This window comes from Bacillus sp. OTU530 (assembly GCF_038440375.1).
Map to the genome: position 1 here is coordinate 1 of NZ_JASATP010000063.1, position 21653 is coordinate 21653.

Sequence of the window (21653 nt, forward strand, 5' to 3'; positions counted from 1 at the left end):
CTCTTCAGCGCCGATGGTAGTTGGGGGTTTCCCCCTGTGAGAGTAGGACGTCGCTAGGCAAAAAAGACTAAATCTGGATGATTTAGTCTTTTTTTGTGTATATTAATTATCGTTTCCTATCGGTACACCTATGAGAACAAGTATAAGTTCATGACGGAGTGGATAGAGATAGAAGCGTATAATCTTTTGCACTGTAAGAAAGTATAAATTTCCAGCCGGAAGCCAGTTCGACGCAGTCGGAAATTTTAGGAATACAGTATAAGTAGGGCTACGCCTCTGTCTTCGCCCAAAGGCAGGGCTCGCCAATCAGCGAGTTTTCTTTACTACATATTTTTAAACTATTATGGGGCGAGTGAAATAGCTAACAAAGGAATAGCAGCTTGCACACACTCATGTCCAAATCGGGCTTTAATAATGCTATCTTTTGTCTGAATACCGTTTTTTATATAGATGTTGTTTAAACGCTTTCTTCGGTTTATTTTTCGCATTTAAATCTTGTTTTTTCCATTCAACTAACAAAAGACGAACAATATTTTTTTAGGGTATATAAATATTCGATTTTTAGTTGACACTTCTTTAAAAAGATTGGTAAGATAACGAAGGAGACAAGAAAACGAAAAATAACCTCATATAATCGCAGGGATATGGCCTGCAAGTTTCTACCTGATGACCGTAAATCATCGGACTATGAGGGAAAGCCGCTTAGTGTGTCTGATTTTGACAGAGTGAACACGCCTAAGTAGAGTACTTTCCCTCATAGTGGGAATACTTTGCTTAGGCTTTTTTATTTGGATGGGAGGCTCGGTATGAAACCGGTAATTGGAGTTATTATGGGAAGCACTTCAGATTGGGAAACGATGAAGCACGCATGTGATGTACTGGATGAGCTAGGGATTTCATATGAAAAACAAGTTGTATCAGCCCACCGTACTCCGGATTATATGTTTGAATATGCAGAGGCTGCAAGAGAAAAAGGACTTAAGGTCATTATTGCAGGTGCTGGAGGAGCTGCTCATTTACCAGGCATGGTGGCGGCGAAAACAACACTTCCTGTCATTGGTGTTCCTGTACAGTCAAAAGCGTTAAATGGGATGGATTCTTTATTATCAATCGTTCAAATGCCGGGAGGAGTTCCAGTTGCAACTGTAGCGATCGGAAAAGCTGGGGCAACAAATGCTGGCTTGCTAGCAGCAGAAATTCTCGGAGCATTTGATGAGACAATATATATGGCTTTGGAAAAGCGAAGAGAAGAAACAAAAAGAACGGTATTAGAAGGCAGTGAACTCCTATGACGAAGAAGATTATACCTGGTCAAACGATAGGTATTATCGGAGGCGGCCAGCTTGGACGGATGATGGCTATTTCTGCAAGAGAGATGGGTTATAATATTGCCGTATTAGAGCCGACTCCAAATGGTCCTTGTGCACAGATCGCGGATATAGAAATTGTTGCGCCTTATAACGATTTACAGGCTATTGAACAATTAGCTACAGTCAGTGATGTCATTACGTATGAATTTGAAAATATTGACTATGATTGTCTACGGTGGCTAGAGCAACATGCGTATTTACCACAAGGGAGCAGGGTACTGAAGACTACTCAGAACAGGTTTACAGAGAAGAATGCAATCTCTCAAGCGGGGATTCCAGTTGCTCCTTATGAGCTAGTTCGCAGCCAACAGGAGTTACTTGCTGCGGTCGAGAAGTTATCCTATCCTTGTGTGTTAAAAACAACAACGGGTGGATATGACGGTAAGGGACAAGTCGTGATTCGAAATAAAGAAGGACTCGCTCCTGCAATCGAACTCGCAGAGCAAGCGGAATGTATTTTAGAGGCTTGGGTGCCATTTGAAAAAGAAATTTCCGTTATTGTCGTGCGATCTGTTAGCGGGGAGACAAAGGTGTTCCCGGTAGCAGAAAACATCCATGTTGAGAATATCTTACATGAAACGATTGTACCTGCTCGAATTTCGAAGGAAGTTGAACAAAAAGCGCTAGAGTGTGCGGAGCATTTGGCAAATGAGCTTGGATTAGTCGGTACGCTTGCTGTAGAAATGTTTGTAACTGCAGGCGGTGGACTATATGTTAACGAATTAGCTCCAAGACCTCATAACTCAGGACACTATACAATTGATGCATGTGAGACAAGTCAGTTTGAGCAGCATGTACGTGCGATTTGCAACTGGCCGCTTGCTGAAACAACATTGCTAAAACCAGTTGTCATGGTGAACATTTTAGGAGAACATATAGAAGGAATCCTAAGCCAGATTGGGCAGCTGTCAGACAGCAAGTTACATTTATATGGAAAAAAAGAGGCAAAGCATAAGCGCAAGATGGGACACTTAAACATCTTAGCAGATGATATAGATACAGCTTTACAAAAGGCACAAACACTAGGCATTTGGCATAGGGAAGAACAAGTATTGGAGGGGACGAAATGATTAATCGTTATACACGCCCGGAAATGGGAGCAATTTGGACGGAAGAAAATAAGTTTCAAGCATGGCTTGAAGTAGAAATTTTAGCATGTGAAGCATGGGCAGAGCTTGGCGACATTCCAAAAGAAGATGTACAAAAGCTTCGCGCAAATGCATCCTTTGATATCAATCGCATTTATGAAATTGAAGAAGAAACACGTCACGATGTTGTTGCATTTACACGAGCAGTATCTGAAACACTTGGTGAAGAGCGCAAGTGGGTGCACTATGGTTTAACATCTACAGACGTAGTAGACACAGCGTTATCTTATTTGCTTAGACAAGCAAATGAAATCCTTCTTAAGGATATTGAGCGTTTCGTTGAAATTTTGAAAGAAAAAGCTAAAGAGCATAAATATACAGTAATGATGGGAAGAACACATGGTGTTCATGCAGAACCAACTACATTTGGTTTGAAATTGGCACTTTGGTATGAAGAAATGAAACGTAACTTGGAGCGTTTCAAGCAAGCTGCTGAGAGCGTACGCGTAGGTAAAATTTCTGGTGCTGTTGGTACGTATGCAAATATTGATCCGTTCGTTGAAAAATTTGTATGTGAGAATCTTGGAATAGAAGCAGCTCCAATTTCAACACAAACATTGCAGCGTGATCGTCATGCTCACTATATGGGAACACTGGCTCTTGTTGCAACATCTATTGAAAAAATGGCTGTAGAGATTCGCGGTCTGCAAAAAAGTGAAACACGTGAAGTAGAAGAGTTCTTCGCAAAAGGCCAAAAAGGTTCTTCTGCTATGCCTCATAAACGTAACCCAATCGGTTCTGAAAACATGACAGGATTGGCTCGTGTGATTCGTGGTTACATGATGACAGCATATGAGAACGTTCCGCTTTGGCATGAGCGTGATATTTCCCACTCATCTGCTGAGCGCGTTATTTTACCGGATGCAACGATCGCTCTTAACTATATGTTAAACCGCTTCGGAAATATCGTGAAAAACTTAACGGTATTCCCAGAAAACATGAAGCGCAACATGCAAAGAACATTCGGTCTTATCTATTCCCAACGAGTTATGCTTTCCTTGATTGACAAAGGTCTTGTTCGCGAAGAAGCTTATGATATTGTACAGCCGAAAGCGATGGAAGCATGGGAGAAGCAAGTCCAGTTCAAGGAGCTTGTAGAAAGTGATGAGCGTATCACAAGCAAACTATCTCAAGAAGAAATTAACGAATGCTTTAACTACGAATATCATTTACAGCATGTAGATACAATTTTTGAACGTCTCGGCTTAAACTGATAACTGGATATGGCACAGAATATATGCGTTCTGTGCCATATTGTTTGGTCTGATGATTCTTATTATTCGAAATATAGGGGGCACTCGGCATGCAAAAATTAGATTTGCTCTATGAGGGAAAAGCAAAGAGAATTTACCGGACGGAGCAGGAAGGCATCGTTTGGGTAGAATATAAGGACAGTGCGACAGCTTTTAATGGTGAGAAAAAGGCAAGCATTTCTGGTAAAGGACGCTTGAATAATGAAATCACAAGCCTGTTGTTCCAAAAGCTGCATGAAGCTGGAATTCCTAGTCACTTTATTGAAAAATTGTCTGATACAGAGCAGCTTGTGAAAGCAGTAAAAATTATTCCTCTTGAGGTAGTGGTTCGAAATATTGCTGCCGGCAGCCTTTCAAAGCGTCTTGGCTTAGAAGAAGGTGTGCAGCTAAAATCGACAATTGTTGAATTTTATTATAAAGACGATAGCTTAGGCGACCCGCTTGTAACGGAGGATCACATTCATTTGTTAGAACTTGCTTCGTCTGAGCAGCTTGTGACTTTGCGCGAAGCGGCACTAAAGGTGAACGATGTTTTAACAGAGCATTTTTCAGCATGCGGTGTTAGATTAGTCGACTTTAAGCTTGAGTTTGGTGTAACAGAAGATGGCAGTATTTTATTAGCTGATGAAATTTCACCGGATACATGCCGTCTTTGGGATAAAGAAAGCAATGAAAAGTTTGATAAAGATGTATTCCGTCGTGATTTAGGAAACTTAACAGATGCTTATGAAGAAATTTTAAAACGATTAGGGGGAGCTTCACATGTATAAAGTAAAAGTTTATGTTACGTTACGCGAAAGCGTGCTTGATCCACAAGGAAATGCGGTAAAAGGTGCTTTGCACAGCTTGTCTTTTAATGCTGTACAAGATGTACGTATCGGAAAATACTTGGAGTTGAAAATTGATCAAGATGTAGCGGACATCGATACATTTGTAAAAGAAATGTGTGAAAAGCTTCTAACGAATGTTGTAATTGAAGATTACCGTTATGATGTTGAGGAGGTAGTCGCACAGTGAAATTCGCCGTAATCGTTTTTCCTGGTTCCAACTGTGACGTGGATATGTATCATGCTGTGAAGGATGAGCTTGGGGAAGAAGTAGAATATGTTTGGCATAGTGCCGACAACTTAGATGAGTATGATGCAGTTCTATTGCCAGGCGGTTTCTCCTACGGTGATTACCTGCGCTGTGGAGCAATTGCCCATTATTCAAATGTAATGGCTGCTGTGAAAAAAGCAGCTGAAGCGGGTAAACCGGTTTTAGGTGTATGTAATGGATTCCAGATTTTGGTAGAATCTGGTTTGCTGCCAGGTGCTTTAATTCGCAACCAAGACCTGAAGTTTATGTGCCGTCCGGTTGAACTTCGTGTAGAAAACAACAATACAATGTTTACTTCACAATATGAGGCTGGAGAAATCATCACGATTCCGATTGCACATGGTGAGGGTAACTATTACTGTGATGAGGAAACTCTTAAGAAATTACAAGCAAATAACCAAATCGTGTTCACTTATGCTAGCAACCCGAACGGAAGCTTAGTTGATATCGCTGGTATTGTGAACGAAAAAGGAAATGTACTTGGAATGATGCCGCATCCTGAGCGCGCTGTAGACGAATTGTTAGGCGGAGCGGACGGATTGAAAATGTTCCGATCTATTTTGAAGCACTGGAGGGAAACGTATGTCGTTACAGCTTGAGCCAAATCCACAGCAAATTAAAGAAAAAAGAATATATGCCGAAATGGGATTATCTGATGAAGAATTCGGCATGGTCGAACGTATTCTCGGCCGCCTTCCAAACTACACAGAAATCGGTCTTTTCTCTGTTATGTGGTCTGAACACTGCAGCTACAAAAACTCCAAGCCTGTACTTCGTAAGTTTCCAGTAACAGGCGAGCGCGTATTGCAAGGTCCGGGAGAAGGCGCGGGTATTGTAGATATCGGAGACAATCAAGCGGTTGTATTTAAAATTGAGAGCCATAACCATCCATCTGCGATTGAGCCGTATCAAGGTGCAGCAACAGGGGTGGGCGGTATCATCCGTGATGTGTTCTCCATGGGAGCTCGTCCAATTGCTATTTTGAACTCTCTTCGCTTCGGAGAATTGAAAACTCCGCGCGTAAAATATTTATTTGAAGAAGTAGTTGCTGGTATTGCAGGCTATGGAAACTGCATCGGGATTCCGACAGTAGGCGGCGAAATCCAGTTTGATGATTGCTACGAAGGAAATCCGCTTGTTAACGCAATGTGCGTAGGTTTAATCAACCATGAAGATATTAAAAAAGGTCAAGCACACGGCGAAGGCAACACAGTTATGTACGTTGGTGCGGCTACAGGACGCGATGGCATCCACGGTGCAACATTCGCATCTGAAGATCTTTCTGAGGAATCAGAATCTAAACGTACAGCTGTACAAGTAGGCGATCCATTTATGGAAAAGCTTTTACTTGAAGCATGTCTAGAGCTTGTACACTTTGACTCACTTGTTGGTATTCAAGATATGGGTGCTGCAGGACTTACATCTTCTTCTGCGGAAATGGCAAGTAAAGCCGGCATGGGAATTGAGATGTACCTAGATCATGTACCACAGCGTGAAACAGGTATGACAGCATATGAAATGATGCTATCTGAATCTCAAGAGCGTATGCTTATTGTTGTGAAAAAAGGACGCGAGCAGGAAATTGTTGACCTATTCCACAAGTACGGCTTAGAAGCTGTATCAATCGGTAAGGTAACAAACGATAAAATGCTTCGCTTATATCATAATGGTGCAATTGTGGCAGAGGTTCCTGCTGATGCTTTAGCTGAGGAAGCACCAGTGTATCATAAGCCATCTTCAGAACCTGCATACTTTGCTGAATTCCAAGGGATGGAGCTAGAAACACCAGCAGTAAATGATTATAAAGAAACATTGCTTACTCTCTTGCAGCAGCCGACAATCGCAAGCAAGGAATGGGTATATGACCAATACGATTATCAAGTTCGTACAAATACAGTTGTAACACCTGGTTCTGATGCTGCTGTTGTACGCGTACGCGGAACGAAAAAGGCGTTAGCGATGACAACGGATTGTAACTCTCGCTATATCTACCTAGATCCGGAAACAGGCGGAAAAATTGCTGTAGCTGAAGCAGCTCGTAATATTGTTTGTTCCGGAGCAGAGCCTCTTGCGATTACAGACTGCTTAAACTACGGAAATCCAGAAAAGCCAGAAATTTTCTGGCAAATTGAAAAGTCTGTAGACGGTATGAGCGAAGCTTGCCGTACGTTAAGCACACCGGTTATCGGCGGAAACGTATCATTATACAATGAGCGCAGCGGTGAGGCAATTTATCCAACTCCTACTGTTGGTATGGTGGGTCTTGTACACGATTTAGGCCATATTACAACACAAGAGTTCAAGCAAGCTGGCGACTTAGTATATGTAATTGGAGAAACAAAAGCAGAATTTGGCGGAAGCGAACTGCAAAAACTATTGAATGATGGTCGAATCTTTGGACAAGCTCCAGCGATTGATTTAGATGTAGAATCAAAGCGCCAAAAGCAATTATTAAGCGCAATCCAAGATGGTCTTGTGCAATCTGCTCATGACGTGGCTGAAGGCGGTTTTGCAGTAGCAATTGCCGAAGCTCTAATTGGGACAAAAGGCCTTGGAGCAAATGTAAAAGTAACAGGCGAAGCGGTAGCTGCTTTATTTGCAGAAACACAATCACGCTTTGTTGTGTCAGTTAAGCCAGAAAATAAAGAAGCATTTGAACAAGCGGTTGAAGCGTATCTTATTGGAGAAGTGACAAACACAAACGAGCTTGTAATTCAAGGTGAAGAGGAGCAAGTGCTTGTACAAGCTTCAGTAGATGTGATGAGGGATGCTTGGAAAGGAGCAATTGCATGCTTGCTGAAATAAAAGGCTTAAATGAAGAATGCGGGATTTTCGGCATTTGGGGTCATGAAAATGCGGCGCAAATCACGTATTACGGTCTGCACAGTCTGCAGCACCGTGGGCAAGAAGGAGCCGGTATTGTTGTCAGCAACGGAGAGAAGCTAGTTGGCCATAAAGGTCTTGGGTTAGTGACAGAGGTGTTTTCGCAAGGACAATTGGAAAAGCTAAACGGAAAAGCTGCTATTGGACATGTTCGCTACGCAACAGCAGGAGGAGGCGGTCACGAAAACGTGCAGCCGCTTCTGTTCCGTTCGCAGTTAGAAAGTCTTGCGCTTGCTCATAACGGAAACCTTGTGAATGCTAACAAATTAAAGCTTGAGCTTGAGATGCAAGGAAGTATTTTCCAAACTACATCTGATACAGAGGTTTTAGCGCATTTGTTAAAGCGTCACAGTGAATTTCCATTATTAGATCGCGCTAAGGTAGCTTTAAATAAAATTGAAGGTGCATTCGCTTTCTTAATGATGACAGAAACACAGCTTCTTGTAGCGCTTGATCCAAATGGATTCCGTCCGCTTGCTCTTGGAGAAATGGACGGCGCGTATGTGGTTGCATCTGAAACATGTGCTTTTGATGTAGTAGGAGCACGCTATATTCGTGATGTTCTGCCAGGCGAACTGCTTGTTATTTCTGATGAAGGAATAGAGTCTCACACTTTTACAACGCAAACAAGAGATGCGATTTGCAGCATGGAATATATTTATTTTTCCCGCCCAGACAGCAATATCTCTGGTATTAACGTGCACGCGGCACGCAAAAGCATGGGGAAAAAATTGGCGTATGAAGCACCGATTGAAGCAGATGTTGTAACAGGTGTTCCAGACTCCAGTATTTCTGCAGCAATCGGCTTTGCTGAAGTATCGGGTATTCCATACGAGATTGGTCTAATTAAAAATAGATATGTAGGCCGGACGTTTATTCAACCTTCACAAGAACTGCGTGAGCGCGGTGTGAAAATGAAGCTTTCTCCTGTTCGTGGTATCGTCGAAGGAAAACGTGTTGTTATGATCGATGATTCCATTGTACGCGGTACAACAAGCCGACGTATTGTACAAATGCTTCGTGATGCAGGAGCAATAGAGGTTCATGTTCGCATTGCTTCACCTCCTATTATGAATCCTTGCTATTACGGCATTGATACATCTACGCGCGAGGAACTGATTGCTTCGTCGCATTCTGTTGAGGAAATTCGCGAGTTAATTGGGGCAGACTCATTGGCATTCTTGACCGAAGAGGGAATGCTGGAAGCAGTAGGCCGTCCGAATACAACAGAATCACGCGGACAGTGCACGGCATGTTTTAACGGAAAGTATCCAACGCCGACTTATGAAGATGAATTGGTGCATCAGCGCAGTTAACTTACAGGCTTCTACTTCGGTAGAAGCCGCGTTTCTTACATTAGGGAAAATATAAGATAAGTGGGGCTGTCTAGCTACCACAGCCTGCTCCCTTCCGTAACATGACTCCCAGCATAAAAGGAAAAGATTCTTCCGTTTTGGGGAACATTTTACTACGGGAGCGAAAGCGGGCTGTGTCCGCTTTTCTTAAAAAGGAGGTAATTTATAGATGGCAAATGCATATAAACAAGCGGGCGTTGATATCGAAGCAGGCTATGAGGCCGTATCCCGCATGAAAAAGCACGTACAAAAAACAATCAGACCAGAAGTGCTTGGTGGATTAGGCGGCTTCGGCGGTATGTTTGATATTTCAAAATTTGGTTTAAAAGAGCCTGTGCTTGTATCTGGTACGGATGGTGTTGGTACGAAGCTCATGGTGGCTTTTATTATGGATAAACACGATACAATCGGGGTGGACGCAGTAGCAATGTGTGTAAACGACATTGTTGTACAAGGTGCGGAGCCTATATTCTTCCTTGATTACCTTGCATGTGGAAAGGCAGATCCTGCGAAGATTGAAAGCATCGTAAAAGGAGTAGCACAAGGCTGTGAACAAGCAGGCTGCTCATTAATCGGCGGAGAAACAGCAGAAATGCCAGGCATGTACACGGAAGAAGAGTATGATCTAGCAGGATTTACAGTAGGTATTGCCGACAAACAAAAGCTTGTAACAGGACAAAACATTGCAGCTGGCGATGTGTTAATCGGTTTGGCTTCAAGCGGGATTCATAGTAACGGTTATTCCCTCGTACGTAAAGTTCTTTTTGAGGTTGGAAAGCTATCTCTTCATGAGAAGCACGGCAAAATTGAGAATACACTTGGCGAAGAGCTGTTAGTTCCTACAAAAATTTATGTAAAACCAATTTTAGCAGCGCTCAAGCAATTTGAGATTAAAGGAATGGCTCACATTACTGGCGGCGGTTTTATTGAGAATATCCCACGTATGCTTCCTGAAGGAATTGGAGCGGAAATTGAGTACGGCTCTTGGCCTATCTTGCCAATTTTCGATTTACTGCAGGAAACAGGAAAGTTAGATCAACAGGAAATGTTCAACATTTTCAACATGGGTATCGGAATGGTGCTTGCGGTGAAGGAAGAAGATGTAGCTGGTATCACAGCCCTTCTGGAAGAGCAGGGAGAAAAAGCTTACGTAATCGGTCGTACAAAAGCAGGAGAAGGCATTAGTTTTGGAGGCGCGTTTGCATGAGTCGAATAGCGGTATTTGCATCGGGGAGCGGTACGAACTTTCAAGCGCTGGTCGATGCGGTGGAATGCGGAGCTTTAGATGTGACAATTACCTTACTAGTATGTGATAAACCTAGTGCCAAGGTAATTGAACGTGCCAATAAGCATAACATTCCAGTGTTTGTTTTTTCTGCAAAGGATTACCCTTCTAAGGCTGCCTTTGAAACAGAAATTATAAAACATGTGCAGCAGGCAGGAGCGGATTGGATTATTCTAGCCGGCTATATGCGTTTAATCGGCGAAACACTTTTATCTGCTTACAGCGGACATATTGTGAACATCCATCCTTCGTTGCTTCCAAGCTTTCCGGGTAAAGATGCAATTGGACAGGCTTTAGCCGCAGGTGTGGAGGAGACAGGTGTTACAGTTCACTATGTAGATGAAGGAATGGATACGGGCCCGATTATTGCCCAACAAGCAGTAAAGGTAGAGAATGACACGTACGAAAGTCTGCAAAAGAAGATCCAAGCTGTCGAACATACTTTGTATGTGCAGACAATCCGAGATTTAGTACAGACAGGAGCGAAATTATAATGGCAACAAAACGCGCATTAGTGAGCGTATCAAATAAAGAAGGCATTGTCGAATTTGTACAAGGCTTAATCGAGCAAGGAGTAGAGGTTATCTCTACGGGCGGAACAAAGAAGCTATTACAAGAAAAAGGCTTAAATGTAATCGGTATTTCAGATGTAACAGGATTTCCTGAAATTATGGATGGCCGTGTGAAAACCCTTCATCCGAATATTCATGGCGGCTTGCTTGCGGTTCGCGATAATGAGACGCATATGGCCCAAGCAAATGAGCTTGGCATTCAGCCGATTGATTTCGTTGTTGTAAACCTATATCCGTTTAAAGAAACAGTTTCTAAGCCAGATGTTACTTTTGAAGATGCGATTGAAAATATCGATATCGGCGGTCCAACAATGATTCGTTCTGCAGCGAAAAATCATGAGTATGTGACTGTTCTTGTAGATCCAGCCGATTATGGTGCTGTTTTAACAGAGCTAAAGGAAAACGGTGAAGTATCGAAGGGGTTAAAACAAAAGTTAGCTGCGAAGGTATTCCGTCATACAGCTGCTTATGATGCACTGATTTCTGAGTATTTAACAAAGCAGGTTGGAGAAGAAAGCCCTGAATCAATCACTGTAACATTTGAGAAGAAGCAGGATCTTCGCTACGGAGAGAATCCGCATCAAAAAGCTACTTTTTATAAGAGTGCATTTGCGACAGCATCTTCTATCGCTTATGCAGAGCAGCTTCATGGGAAAGAACTGTCTTACAACAACATCAACGATGCCGATGCAGCTCTTAGCATTGTAAAGGAGTTCACTGAGCCTGCAGTTGTGGCAGTTAAGCATATGAATCCTTGCGGCGTTGGCGTTGGCAGCACAATTGAAGAAGCGTATGAGCGTGCATATGCAGCAGATCCAGTATCAATCTTCGGCGGCATTGTAGCAGCAAATCGCGAAATCGATAAGGCAACAGCAGAAAAGCTGCATGAAATTTTCTTAGAAATCGTTATCGCTCCATCGTTCTCTAAAGAAGCGCTAGAGGTTCTACAAGGAAAGAAAAATATTCGCCTTCTTACAATTGATATTGCGAAGGGCGCTGCAGCAAGCAAAAAGCTCACATCTGTACAGGGCGGCTTATTAGTACAGGAAGAGGACATCCTGTCTTTAGAAGATGCAAACGTGACAATTCCAACGAAGCGTCAGCCAACAGAGCAAGAGTGGGAAGATTTGAAGCTAGGCTGGAAAGTTGTTAAGCATGTGAAATCCAATGCGATTGTTGTAGCGAAGGATAACATGACAATCGGTATCGGAGCAGGACAAATGAACCGTGTCGGCGCTGCAAACATTGCACTTGCGCAAGCAGGAGAAAAAGCAAAAGGCTCAGCCCTTGCTTCTGATGCATTCTTCCCAATGGATGATACAGTAGAAGCGGCAGCAAAAGCAGGCGTAACGGCGATTATCCAGCCGGGCGGCTCTATCCGTGACGAAGATTCCATCAAAAAAGCGGATGAGTACGGCATTGCAATGGTGTTTACAGGAGTTCGTCACTTTAAACATTAATTCGGCAGGAGGAAAACCATGAACGTTTTAGTAATTGGCCGCGGCGGCCGTGAGCACGCATTGGCGTGGAAATTCGCACAATCGAAGCAAGTTGAGACGGTATATGTTGCACCTGGCAACGAAGGAATGAAAGACGTTGCTACACCTGTAGCAATTGACGAAAATGATTTTGATGCACTTGTTGCGTTTGCAAAGGAAAATAACGTTGGCTTAACAATGGTTGGCCCTGAGGTTCCGTTAACAAACGGTGCTGTGGATGCGTTTGAAGCAGCAGGTCTTCGTGTATTTGGACCACGCGCTAACGCAGCAGTTATTGAAGGCAGCAAAGCATTTACAAAAGAATTAATGAAGAAATATAATGTTCCAACAGCAGCCTACGAAACATTTACAAATTACGAGGATGCAGCGGCTTATATTGAAAAGATCGGTGCACCAATCGTTATTAAAGCAGATGGACTAGCAGCTGGTAAAGGTGTAACAGTAGCGATGACACTTGAAGATGCATTGTCCGCTGTAAAGGAAATGATGGTTGACGCAAAGTTTGGTGATGCAAGCCAAAAGGTTGTTGTGGAAGAGTTCTTAGAAGGACAAGAATTCTCCTTTATGGCATTCGTAAACGGCACAGCTGTGTATCCAATGATTATCTCACAGGATCATAAGCGTGCGTTTGACAACGATGAGGGTCCAAATACAGGTGGAATGGGCGCATATTCTCCGGTTCCGCAAATCCCTCAAAGCGTGTTGGATGAGGCTGTTGAGACAATTCTACAACCTGTTGCAAATGCGATGGTACAGGAAGACCGCTCATTTACAGGCATTTTATATGCAGGTCTTATTTTAACGGCACAAGGTCCAAAGGTTATCGAGTTCAACGCAAGATTCGGCGACCCAGAGACAGAGGTTTTACTGCCGCTGTTAGAAAGTGATCTTGTAGAAGTTATGATTGATGTATTGGACGGCAAAGAGCCGAAGCTAGAATGGTCAACAGATGCACTTGTTGGTGTGTTCTTAGCATCTAAAGGCTACCCAGAAGAGTATAAAAAAGGCTACCCAATTTTTGGACTGGATGCTTTAAGTAAAGACGTACTTGTGTTTCACGCAGGGACAGCTGTCAAAGACGGACAATTCGTCAATGATGGCGGTCGTGTGCTGTTTGTTGCTTGCAAGGGCAGCGACTTGCGCGAGGCAAAGGCAAAGGTTTATAAAGAGCTTGAAAATATTAAGAGTGAAGGCCTGTTCTATCGCTCTGATATCGGGCAAAAGGCAATTGATTTTGTGACGATATAAAAGTAAAGAGGTGACTGTCAAAAGTGTTAAGTACATTTTGACAGTTACCTCCTTTTTTGTTTATTTACCCCATAACAGGATAAAATTATGAAAAAACTTAAATTGGATTAAATGTAAGCGCTTTACATTTTAGGTATTTTCTATTATACTAGTAATTGGGTTGGATGGCGCGCGTGGCCGTCACGGTATACAGCGTAGGTGGGGCTGGTACTAGGGGGTAAGGAATATCATCATAATGTCCTTTTATTTAATAAGCGAGAAGATAAATAGATGCAAAAAGGTCTATCCGGATTACGGATAGACCTTTTTTATTTCTTGCAGCGCAACTTTATAATGTGTAAATAGTTGAAAATTTTGCTTGATTGATGAAGTTATTTCCTCTTATTTAGGATGTAATGAAAACTTCATCCTCTTGTAACCATACGTTATGTTCGTTACGTTATAATAATCCAAACGATGTAAGGAACTTGATAAAATATTGCAAAGGACCTACGTTTATTTTTTATACAAGCTTTTACTCATATTGAGAAATAGGAAGGAAGATTATCATGGCATTTCGATATATCTGTCCGCATTGTCAAGGAGACGGGCAAAAGTTTGGATTCAGGCTGCTTTCCTTTATCAAATGCAAGGTTTGTAATGGGGAAGGGCATATATATGTATCTGATTATTTAAAACCTGATAAGGCTGAGCAGGGTACTCAGAATGTAGAACCTTCACCGAAGGAAGAATCTTCATTATAAGGTGCTTATTCTAAATACGCATAAAGGTTGATCCTAAAGAGGACGAAAAGGCTGCAGGAACAGATGGAACCTTTTCGTAAAATTTGAATACAATTGCAACTTCAAATGATATAACCATCACCAACTTCCTTTATAATTTAGCAGTGTAGTTGCGCTACAACAGAATCCCCCGTCTCATGTGAGATGGGGGATTTTGTTTGGAAACATATTAATAGCTCACAGAAATAGGATGATTCTTCTTCCGACTTCACAATGATTTCGTACCCAGAATCGCTTCTATTGCTGTCTCTACCTGTTTATCAGAAGCATCGTAGCCGTTGTTATTCGATGCAGCTTCGTGTTTATCACTATTGCTGCTGCTTGGGGCAGAGTGGTGTTTCTCGCTGCCTCTGCTGGACGGCTCGTCTTCTTGCTGCTTATGATTTGTTTTCGTCAGCATACTCATCGCTGGTAAGTTCATGTACTTACCGAACTTCATTGCCTCTACTATCGGACAGAACCTGACAATCCCTTCGGCTACCTTCATCGCTCCAAAGAAAATAGAAAGCTTGGAGGAGAAGCACCAAGGTTTTCTAACAAGCTTGGCTGATGATAGGCTGATCATTGTTAGCCCGATTGTGATGCGAATAAGCGCATTTACGATACCGATATTTTGTTTTAAATGAAACAATTGGCTCAGCTCCTTTTTACATGAGCATTAAAGGGGAAGAATCCCGCTTCAATGTATAATGTCCCTCGCCTTTTTTACAATATACAATCCAATATTTCGGTATAGGTTAAGGATGGATTGTACGTGTTCTCATCATTTTTTGGTATAATGAAACGATGCATTAAGAAGAAAGAGGTGTTTTCATGGAGGAGTTTTTTGGATGGAAACATGTGTTTAAACTTGATCCAGAGAAGGAACTGAGCGAACGAGACCTAGAGCGCATTTGCGAGTCTGGAACAGATGCTGTCATTGTCGGCGGCAGCGATGGTGTTACCCTCGATAATGTGCTCTATATGCTCGCGAGCATTCGAAGATATAGTGTGCCATGCGTGCTTGAAGTATCAACAATTGATTCGGTTACGCCAGGGTTTGATTATTACTATATACCAACTGTGCTCAACAGTCAGAGAACGGAATGGATTACGGGCCTTCATCATGAGGCGCTGAGGGAGTTCGGCGACATTATGAATTGGGATGAAATTTTTACAGAAGGCTACTGTATTCTAAATGCGGATGCAAAAGCAGCAAAGCTGTCAGAGGCACGATGTGATTTAACAACAGATGATGTCATTGCTTATGCACGTCTGGCAGACAAGCTATTCCGTTTGCCCATTTTTTATTTAGAGTACAGCGGCACTTACGGAGATCCGGAGCTTGTGAAGCAAGTAAAGGAAGAGCTCGACCATGCCAAGTTGTATTATGGAGGAGGTATCACAAGTGCCCAGCAGGCTGCGGAAATGGCGCAGCATGCGGATACCGTTGTAGTCGGGAATGTTATATATACGAACATTGAGGAGGCTTTGCGAACGGTACAGGCGGTAAAAGGGAGGAAATAAAATGAATGCAGCAGAAAAATTATTAACAGGCTTGAACCGGGAGCAGCAGCAGGCGGTAAAAGCGACAGACGGACCACTCCTTATTATGGCGGGAGCCGGCAGTGGAAAAACAAGTGTGTTAACACACCGCATTGCATATTTATTAGCTGAGAAAGGTGTGGCGCCTTGGAATGTATTGGCGATTACCTTCACGAATAAGGCATCGCGTGAAATGCGCGATCGTATCGATAGGCTTGTAGGACCGGAAGCGAGCGATATTTGGATTTCGACGTTCCATTCCATGTGCGTACGTATTTTGCGTCGTGATATCGACCGGATCGGAATTAACCGGAATTTCACGATTTTAGATGACAGTGATCAGCTTACGGTCATTAAAAATATTTTAAAAGAGCGTAATGTAGATCCGAAGAAGTTTGAACCGCGAGCCTTGCTAAGCGGCATTAGCAGCGCGAAAAATGAATTGCTTTCTCCAGCGGACTACGCAAAGCAAATTACGCCAGGCGAGCCATTTGAGAAAATGGTTAGTGATGTGTATAAGGATTATCAAAGCCGTCTCTTAAAAAACAATGCGCTAGACTTCGATGATTTAATTATGACAACGATTCGGCTATTTGAGCGTGTACCAGAAGTACTGGAATTTTATCAGCGGAAGTTTCAGTATATTCATGTGGATGAGTACCAGGATACGAACAGGGCTCAATATAGGCTTGTGAATATGATGGCATCTCGCTTGAAAAATCTTTGTGTAGTGGGCGATTCCGACCAATCTATCTATCGCTGGCGTGGTGCCGATATTGCAAATATCTTGTCCTTTGAGAAGGATTATCCAAATGCGCAAGTGATTTTGCTGGAGCAAAATTATCGTTCTACACAAAACATTTTAAAGGCTGCCAATGCAGTGATTGAAAACAACCTGCAGCGCAAGGCAAAGAATCTTTGGACCGATAATGACCAAGGAAGCCATATTTCATACTACCGAGCAGTAACGGAACAGGATGAAGCGTACTTTGTCGCGAAGAAGATACGGGAAGAGGTACAAAAACGAACGCGTGATTATAGTAAATTTGCCGTATTATACCGGACGAACGCACAGTCCCGTGTTGTCGAGGAGGTTTTCTTAAAGTCAGGTATTCCATACAAAATCGTTGGCGGCACAAAGTTCTATGATCGGAAAGAGATTAAGGACATACTGGCATACTTACGTTTAATTGCAAACCCAGATGATGAGATTAGCTTCGCCCGTATTATTAATGTTCCAAAGCGCGGCATTGGGGCTGCTTCGATTGACAAAATTATTAACTACGGGCGCATGCACGACTTGTCGCTCGGTGAGGTGTTGGAGCGTATTGACCTTGTCGGGCTGACAGGCAAAACAGCTAAGATGGTAGAGGAATTTTATAAAAACCTTAATGGCTGGGTGCAGATGCAGGAATACTTATCTGTTACCGAGCTTGTAGAGGATGTATTAGAGAGAACCGGATACCGTGAGGCGCTAAAAAATGACCGTACACTGGAATCAGAAGGCCGTTTAGAAAACTTGAACGAATTTCTATCAGTGACGCAAAGCTTTGAAGAACAGAGTGAGGACAAGAGTCTTGTGGCATTCCTGACAGACTTGGCGCTTGTTGCTGATATTGACCGCGTCGATGAGCAGGGTAATTCTGGTGAAGAAGTTATTATGATGACAATGCATGCGGCGAAAGGATTGGAATTCCCGGTTGTATTTATTCTTGGCCTCGAAGAAGGAATTTTCCCGCATTTGCGTGCATTAATGGATGAGACCGAGATGGAGGAAGAACGCCGCTTAGCTTATGTTGGCATTACTCGTGCAGAGGAAGAGCTGTATTTAACAAATGCGCAAAGCCGTACATTATATGGAAGAACAAATATAAATGCAGAATCCCGTTTTATAAAGGAAATTCCGCAGGACTTAATAGAGCCGCTTCATAAGGTTCCAAAACAACGCACGTTGCCAAAGGCATCTCCGGTAAGAGCTGCTGCTCCTGTCCGCAGCACGGTGCAAATGCCTAATCTACAAGCAACAGGCGGTGAACGGATGGATTGGAAGCCGGGTGACCGCGCTTCGCATGGGAAGTGGGGCATTGGAACGGTTGTAAGTGTGAAAGGCGCAGGAGATGGAACGGAACTCGATATCGCATTCCCAAGTCCAACCGGAATTAAACGCCTGCTTGCAAAATTTGCACCAATTACAAAGGTGTAGGAAGGAAGTGAGAGGATGTCAAACGAAGCTGTGATAGCTCGCATTGAGGAGCTTAGGGCTATTTTAAATGAACTAAATTATGAGTATTACGTATTGGACAATCCATCTGTTCCCGATGCGGAATATGATCGTTATATGCAGGAGCTGCTTCGTCTTGAGGAGGAGAATCCAGAGCTGACAACAGAGGATTCTCCAACTGTTCGTGTTGGCGGTCCGGTGCTGGATATGTTCCAAAAGGTGACGCATAAGGCACCGATGCTAAGTCTTGGAAATGCATATAACGAAGGGGATATCAAGGACTTTGATCGAAAAGTGCGGCAGGGAACGGGTGCGGAGCATATATCGTATGTCTGTGAGTTGAAAATCGATGGTCTTGCGGTTTCTCTTCATTATGAAAACGGTCGGTTTGTACAAGGCGCAACGCGTGGAGATGGGGTAACCGGAGAGGATATTACCAGTAATTTAAGAACAATTAAAGCAATTCCGCTCCGTCTTACTGAGGGTGTAGCATTAGAAGCGCGCGGAGAAGCTTATATGCCAAAAAGCTCATTTAAAAGATTGAATGAGGAGCGGGAGAAAAGAGGGGAGACGCTATTTGCAAATCCGCGTAATGCTGCTGCGGGCTCGCTTAGACAGCTTGATCCTAAGATTGCGGCGCAACGTAATCTTTCCTTCTTTGTTTATGGTCTTTCTAATTTGGAAGGGAGAACGGTTTTTTCCCATGGAGAGGCATTGAATCTGCTTGGAGAGCTGGGATTTAAAACAAATCCATATCGCCGTGTCTGCCAAACTGTTGAAGAGGTAATTGCCTTTGTAAAAGAGTGGGAAGAGAAGCGGCATGTTCTTGATTATGAAATTGATGGAATTGTAATTAAGGTAGATGACTTAGCCCTACAGGAAAGCTTAGGAACAACCGCAAAAAGTCCACGCTGGGCTGTTGCATATAAATTTGCAGAAGAGGAAGTAACGACAAAGCTAATTGATATAGAGCTAAATGTAGGCCGCACAGGTGTGGTGACACCAACTGCAATTTTGGAGCCGGTTCGTGTGGCGGGTACGGTTGTAAGGCGGGCTTCTCTTCATAATGAAGATTTAATCCGCGAAAAGGATATCCGCATTGGTGATTATGTGATTGTGAAAAAGGCTGCTGAGATTATTCCGGAGGTAGTGGCTTCAATTAAGGAGCGCCGTACAGGCGATGAGCATGAGTTCCGCATGCCGGTCCATTGTCCGGAGTGTGGTAGTGAACTTGTCCGGCTAGAGGAGGAGGTGGCGCTTCGCTGCATAAACCCTGGGTGTTCGGCAAAGATTCGAGAGGGGCTTATTCACTTTGTATCTCGCGATGCAATGAATATTGAAGGGTTAGGAGAGCGAGTGATCACCCAGTTGTTTGAGGGAAAGCTTATTCGCACGTTTGCTGATTTATATACACTTACGAAGGAACAGCTGCTGGCATTAGAGCGCTTTGGAGAGAAATCTGCTGCTAATTTAATTGCTTCAATTGAAACGTCCAAGGGCAACTCGCTTGAAAAGCTGTTGTTTGGTCTCGGTATTCGTCATGTTGGCTCAAAGGCAGCACGTACTCTAGCGCAGCATTTTCAAATAATGGAGCGGCTGCAGACAGCTTCTCAAGAGGAATTGACATCTATCAAAGAGATTGGGGAAAAGATGGCGCAATCTATCGTAGCATATTTTGAAAATGAAGAGGTGCAACAGCTCATCACGCAGCTTCAGGCGTATGGCGTAAACATGACATATAAAGGCCCGCAGCCTGTGAAGGTAGACGAGGTTGATTCGTATCTTGCCGGTAAAACAGTTGTGCTAACAGGGAAGATGGAATCAATGGGACGAAGCGAGGCGAAGAAGAAACTTGAAGCTTTAGGTGCAAAAGTAACGGGAAGTGTAAGTAAAAGCACAGATCTGGTCATTGCAGGTGAAGCAGCGGGATCGAAGCTGGAGCAGGCGCAAAAGCATAACATTGAAATTTGGGATGAAGAGAGATTTCTACAGGAACTTAATAACTAATAGTAGGCGGTTGGGTATGAAAAAGTTAACATTACTTATCGCAAGCCTTTGGCTGCTCCTTAGCGGCTGCAGCCCAGGCTTTCAGAAAGACGAGAAAATTGTAAAAGACACGAGCGATTCAAAGGAAAGTGCAGTTGTTCCAAAATATTCAATTTCAGACGAATATTATAAAACCCTCATTCCATTTCAAAAAGGGGCGGCCCGCGGCTTAGTTGTGCAAGGGTTGAACAGCCGGCTAGATATGGATGAGTTTGAAACAGGACTGATGCGCATTGCGCAAAAAACCTTCAGTACGAAGGATTATTTATTTCAAGAAGGCCAGTATTTGGACAAACGAACAGCACAACTGCTTGTTGAGAGGAAGCGCACTGATGCTCAGCAGGCTGAACTTGAAAAGAAATTAAATAAAAAAGTACCAAATATCGGATTGAATCCTGTCTTCGAGGAAAATGCAGCAGGGACGGCTGAAGAAAAGAATGCGAAAAGCCCGATTTATATTTCCAACATTTTAGAACATAACTACCTTGTGAAGAAAAGCGATAATAAGGTGGAATTAGGCGGTGTTGTGATTGGGCTTGCGATGAATTCTGTACACTATTTCAACACAGAGCAAGGCTATCCGAGAGAGCAACAGATTTCGGTAGAAGAATCATTGGCGCAAGGGAAGAAAATGGCGCAAACAGTGCTGGAGCTCTTGCGTAAAAAGGATGAACTTAAAAACGTTCCTATTATTATTGCCATTTATCGTCAGGAGGCAAAGTCCTCGCTCGTACCTGGTAACCTCCTTGCATATACAAAGGTGGATAAAGGCGACGAGACAGCTGATGATTGGGAAAGTGTAGACGAAAAGTATTATCTATTTCCATCTGATGAGGCATCTAAAAATTATCGGGAGGATGCTATGAAAGTTTCTAATTTCCGTTCTGATCTTTCGGAGTATTTCCCTGATGATTTCACAGCTGTTGTCGGACGCGGCTTTTATAAGGATGGTCAGCTGCAGGAGCTAAAGATTAGTATTCCTGTGCAATTTAATGGAAAGGCTGAGATTATTGGCTTTACTCAGTATGTAACCGGCCTTGTGATGGAGCATTTCCCGAATTATATAAAGGTAGAAGTAAATATTTACTCTGTGAATAATCCAGAAGCGGTCATTACCCGTGATGTGGATCAGGAGGAACCGGTTGTTCATATTTTTAGTTAGGAATAGCTGAATGGGATTTAAGGCGCTTGAGGTGGGCAGCTAGCTTTGATTTTGGAATGCAGCTGCACTTGCACCTAAAATTTCCTGCTGCGTTGAATTCGTTTTTGGTTGGGGATTTATATCTTCTTACAAGTTTTAATAAGGTGATTGAAAGGCGTACTGCTCCTTTTGATCACCTTTTTTCTGTTAATAGGGCATAGGTATATT

General features: G+C 43.0%; 18 protein-coding genes and 1 riboswitch. Of the genes, 17 read left to right on the plus strand and 1 reads right to left on the minus strand.

Annotated elements, in window-relative coordinates; translation table 11 throughout:
* The first annotated feature begins 606 nt into the window (after positions 1 to 606).
* Positions 607 to 708: riboswitch (purine riboswitch) on the plus strand.
* A gap of 98 nt (positions 709 to 806) precedes the next feature.
* The 13 genes from purE to AAHB12_RS27435 all read left to right on the plus strand — a co-directional run bounded on the left by purE (position 807) and on the right by AAHB12_RS27435 (position 14454).
* Positions 807 to 1292 carry a 5-(carboxyamino)imidazole ribonucleotide mutase gene (gene purE / locus AAHB12_RS27375; protein ID WP_129731535.1) on the plus strand — a complete coding sequence of 162 codons (486 nt, stop codon included), beginning with the start codon at positions 807 to 809 and terminating at the stop codon, positions 1290 to 1292.
* Positions 1289 to 2440: a 5-(carboxyamino)imidazole ribonucleotide synthase gene (gene purK, locus AAHB12_RS27380; protein ID WP_129731537.1), complete on the plus strand. Its 1152-nt coding sequence runs from the start codon at positions 1289 to 1291 to the stop codon at positions 2438 to 2440. Before purE ends, purK begins: the two co-directional genes overlap by 4 nt.
* Entirely contained in the window at positions 2437 to 3732 is a 1296-nt protein-coding gene (gene purB, locus AAHB12_RS27385; protein ID WP_129731539.1) for an adenylosuccinate lyase, read from the plus strand. Before purK ends, purB begins: the two co-directional genes overlap by 4 nt.
* Before the next feature lie 89 nt (positions 3733 to 3821).
* Positions 3822 to 4541 (plus strand): phosphoribosylaminoimidazolesuccinocarboxamide synthase, encoded by a 720-nt coding sequence (gene purC, locus AAHB12_RS27390; RefSeq protein ID WP_129731541.1) that lies wholly within the window; start codon positions 3822 to 3824, stop codon positions 4539 to 4541.
* Complete coding sequence (gene purS, locus AAHB12_RS27395) at positions 4534 to 4788, plus strand: phosphoribosylformylglycinamidine synthase subunit PurS (protein ID WP_129731543.1); 255 nt, start codon at positions 4534 to 4536, stop codon at positions 4786 to 4788. The genes purC and purS overlap by 8 nt, the downstream gene beginning before the upstream one ends.
* The gene (gene purQ / locus AAHB12_RS27400; protein WP_129731545.1) at positions 4785 to 5468 is read left to right on the plus strand and encodes a phosphoribosylformylglycinamidine synthase subunit PurQ; all 684 of its coding nucleotides are present in this window, start codon (positions 4785 to 4787) and stop codon (positions 5466 to 5468) included. The genes purS and purQ overlap by 4 nt, the downstream gene beginning before the upstream one ends.
* Positions 5452 to 7674, plus strand: a complete 2223-nt coding sequence (gene purL, locus AAHB12_RS27405; protein ID WP_129731547.1) for a phosphoribosylformylglycinamidine synthase subunit PurL — start codon at positions 5452 to 5454, stop codon at positions 7672 to 7674. The genes purQ and purL overlap by 17 nt, the downstream gene beginning before the upstream one ends.
* The gene (purF, locus tag AAHB12_RS27410; RefSeq protein ID WP_129731549.1) at positions 7659 to 9068 is read left to right on the plus strand and encodes an amidophosphoribosyltransferase; all 1410 of its coding nucleotides are present in this window, start codon (positions 7659 to 7661) and stop codon (positions 9066 to 9068) included. Before purL ends, purF begins: the two co-directional genes overlap by 16 nt.
* 208 nt (positions 9069 to 9276) lie before the next feature.
* Positions 9277 to 10314: a phosphoribosylformylglycinamidine cyclo-ligase gene (gene purM / locus AAHB12_RS27415; protein ID WP_129731551.1), complete on the plus strand. Its 1038-nt coding sequence runs from the start codon at positions 9277 to 9279 to the stop codon at positions 10312 to 10314.
* Positions 10311 to 10886: a phosphoribosylglycinamide formyltransferase gene (gene purN, locus AAHB12_RS27420; protein ID WP_129731553.1), complete on the plus strand. Its 576-nt coding sequence runs from the start codon at positions 10311 to 10313 to the stop codon at positions 10884 to 10886. The genes purM and purN overlap by 4 nt, the downstream gene beginning before the upstream one ends.
* A complete protein-coding gene (gene purH / locus AAHB12_RS27425) occupies positions 10886 to 12424 on the plus strand; it encodes a bifunctional phosphoribosylaminoimidazolecarboxamide formyltransferase/IMP cyclohydrolase (protein ID WP_129731555.1) in 1539 nt (512 codons plus the stop codon). Before purN ends, purH begins: the two co-directional genes overlap by 1 nt.
* Positions 12425 to 12442: 18 nt before the next feature.
* Positions 12443 to 13711 carry a phosphoribosylamine--glycine ligase gene (purD, locus tag AAHB12_RS27430; RefSeq protein WP_129731557.1) on the plus strand — a complete coding sequence of 423 codons (1269 nt, stop codon included), beginning with the start codon at positions 12443 to 12445 and terminating at the stop codon, positions 13709 to 13711.
* A 548-nt stretch (positions 13712 to 14259) separates the two neighbouring features.
* Positions 14260 to 14454: a hypothetical protein gene (locus tag AAHB12_RS27435; protein WP_129731559.1), complete on the plus strand. Its 195-nt coding sequence runs from the start codon at positions 14260 to 14262 to the stop codon at positions 14452 to 14454.
* Positions 14455 to 14701: 247 nt separating this feature from the next.
* Here AAHB12_RS27435 and AAHB12_RS27440 read toward each other — a convergent pair whose 3' ends face one another.
* Complete coding sequence (locus AAHB12_RS27440; RefSeq protein WP_129731560.1) at positions 14702 to 15124, minus strand: YgaP-like transmembrane domain; 423 nt, start codon at positions 15122 to 15124, stop codon at positions 14702 to 14704.
* Between the two features lie 182 nt (positions 15125 to 15306).
* On the opposite strand from AAHB12_RS27440, the gene AAHB12_RS27445 reads away from it, so the two are divergent.
* The 4 genes from AAHB12_RS27445 to AAHB12_RS27460 are packed head-to-tail and all read left to right on the plus strand — an operon-like array spanning position 15307 to position 21446.
* Positions 15307 to 15999, plus strand: coding sequence for a heptaprenylglyceryl phosphate synthase (locus tag AAHB12_RS27445; protein ID WP_129731562.1), 693 nt, complete (start codon positions 15307 to 15309; stop codon positions 15997 to 15999).
* 1 nt (position 16000) lies between these two features.
* A complete protein-coding gene (pcrA, locus tag AAHB12_RS27450) occupies positions 16001 to 18220 on the plus strand; it encodes a DNA helicase PcrA (protein ID WP_342048400.1) in 2220 nt (739 codons plus the stop codon).
* Positions 18221 to 18235: 15 nt separating this feature from the next.
* Complete coding sequence (ligA, locus tag AAHB12_RS27455; RefSeq protein WP_342048401.1) at positions 18236 to 20245, plus strand: NAD-dependent DNA ligase LigA; 2010 nt, start codon at positions 18236 to 18238, stop codon at positions 20243 to 20245.
* 16 nt (positions 20246 to 20261) lie between these two features.
* On the plus strand, positions 20262 to 21446 hold the full coding sequence (locus tag AAHB12_RS27460; RefSeq protein WP_129731569.1) for a CamS family sex pheromone protein: 1185 nt from the start codon (positions 20262 to 20264) through the stop codon (positions 21444 to 21446).
* The last annotated feature ends 207 nt before the right edge of the window (positions 21447 to 21653 follow it).

Excerpts from the sequence above, each read along its gene's own strand:
- purN (WP_129731553.1), top strand. The coding sequence starts at position 10,311 with ATGAGTCGAATAGCGGTATTTGCATCGGGGAGCGGTACGAACTTTCAA.
- purF (WP_129731549.1), top strand. The coding sequence starts at position 7,659 with ATGCTTGCTGAAATAAAAGGCTTAAATGAAGAATGCGGGATTTTCGGC.
- purD (WP_129731557.1), top strand. The coding sequence starts at position 12,443 with ATGAACGTTTTAGTAATTGGCCGCGGCGGCCGTGAGCACGCATTGGCG.
- purH (WP_129731555.1), top strand. The coding sequence starts at position 10,886 with ATGGCAACAAAACGCGCATTAGTGAGCGTATCAAATAAAGAAGGCATT.
- ligA (WP_342048401.1), top strand. The coding sequence starts at position 18,236 with ATGTCAAACGAAGCTGTGATAGCTCGCATTGAGGAGCTTAGGGCTATT.
- purC (WP_129731541.1), top strand. The coding sequence starts at position 3,822 with ATGCAAAAATTAGATTTGCTCTATGAGGGAAAAGCAAAGAGAATTTAC.
- purS (WP_129731543.1), top strand. The coding sequence starts at position 4,534 with ATGTATAAAGTAAAAGTTTATGTTACGTTACGCGAAAGCGTGCTTGAT.
- purM (WP_129731551.1), top strand. The coding sequence starts at position 9,277 with ATGGCAAATGCATATAAACAAGCGGGCGTTGATATCGAAGCAGGCTAT.
- AAHB12_RS27435 (WP_129731559.1), top strand. The coding sequence starts at position 14,260 with ATGGCATTTCGATATATCTGTCCGCATTGTCAAGGAGACGGGCAAAAG.
- purB (WP_129731539.1), top strand. The coding sequence starts at position 2,437 with ATGATTAATCGTTATACACGCCCGGAAATGGGAGCAATTTGGACGGAA.
- purE (WP_129731535.1), top strand. The coding sequence starts at position 807 with ATGAAACCGGTAATTGGAGTTATTATGGGAAGCACTTCAGATTGGGAA.
- purL (WP_129731547.1), top strand. The coding sequence starts at position 5,452 with ATGTCGTTACAGCTTGAGCCAAATCCACAGCAAATTAAAGAAAAAAGA.
- AAHB12_RS27445 (WP_129731562.1), top strand. The coding sequence starts at position 15,307 with ATGGAGGAGTTTTTTGGATGGAAACATGTGTTTAAACTTGATCCAGAG.
- AAHB12_RS27460 (WP_129731569.1), top strand. The coding sequence starts at position 20,262 with ATGAAAAAGTTAACATTACTTATCGCAAGCCTTTGGCTGCTCCTTAGC.
- pcrA (WP_342048400.1), top strand. The coding sequence starts at position 16,001 with ATGAATGCAGCAGAAAAATTATTAACAGGCTTGAACCGGGAGCAGCAG.
- purK (WP_129731537.1), top strand. The coding sequence starts at position 1,289 with ATGACGAAGAAGATTATACCTGGTCAAACGATAGGTATTATCGGAGGC.